This window comes from Streptomyces mesophilus, assembly GCF_011044995.1.
Classification (GTDB): domain Bacteria; phylum Actinomycetota; class Actinomycetes; order Streptomycetales; family Streptomycetaceae; genus Streptomyces; species Streptomyces mesophilus.
The window spans coordinates 1-850 of the sequence record NZ_JAAKZW010000482.1 but is presented as its reverse complement, the minus strand read 5'-3'; the positions used below and the strand labels follow the sequence as shown (position 1 = coordinate 850).

The window sequence follows — 850 nt, the reverse complement described above, 5'->3', positions numbered from 1 at the left end:
ACACCGCGGACGACCTCACCTCCGAGGTCTTCGCGCGCATGCTCCAGGCGGTGCGCGGCGGTTCGGGGCCCGAGCACGCCGTACGGGCTTATCTGCTCACGTCCGTACGACGGGTCGCGGCGCACTGGACGAAGTCGGCGAAGCGGGAGCACCTGGTCGAGGACTTCGCGGTCTTCGCGGCGCAGTCGGCACGCTCCTCCGAGGTGTCCGACGACGACACACTCGATCTCGGTGCCGATGTGCTCGCCATGCACGAGGCCGAGCGTTCCATGGTGATGCAGGCCTTCCGCAGCCTCTCCGAGGAGTGGCAGGCGGTTCTGTGGCACACCGAGGTCGAGGACGATCCGCTGAGCGCGGTCGCCCCGCTGTTCGGGCACACCTCCACCAACACCACGGCGCAGCTGGCCAGTCGGGCCCGTGAAGGGCTCAAGCAGGCGTATCTGCAGGCGCATGTGAGTGTGACGCTGGCCGATGACGACGAGTGTGCGCGTTACGCGGACCGGCTCGGTGCCTATGCGCGCGGGCGGCTGCGGACGCGGGCCGAGCGCGGCTTGCGCAAGCACATGGAGGATTGCGCCAAGTGCCGGCTCGCCGCCGGGCAGATCAAGGAACTGGCCAGCGGGATCCCGGCGCTCGTGCCGGTCGCGGTCATCGGCTGGTTCGGTGCCGCCGGGTACACGGCGAAGGTGGCCGGGCTCATCGGGGCCGGCACGGCGGGTGCCGCGGGTGCGGGCGCCGCGGCGGCCGCTTCGGGTGGTTCCGGTGGTGCGGCCGCGGGTGGCGCGGCCGCCGGCGAAGGGCTCGGTGCGCCGGCGAAGGCCGGTATCGCGGCGGCCGTGGTGGTCGCGGC

Annotated in this window: 1 pseudogene; it reads left to right on the top strand. The window is 72.5% G+C overall.

The annotated features are described in order from the left end of the window. A pseudogene (locus G6045_RS40680) lies at positions 1-850 on the top strand (sigma-70 family RNA polymerase sigma factor); the annotation flags it as partial.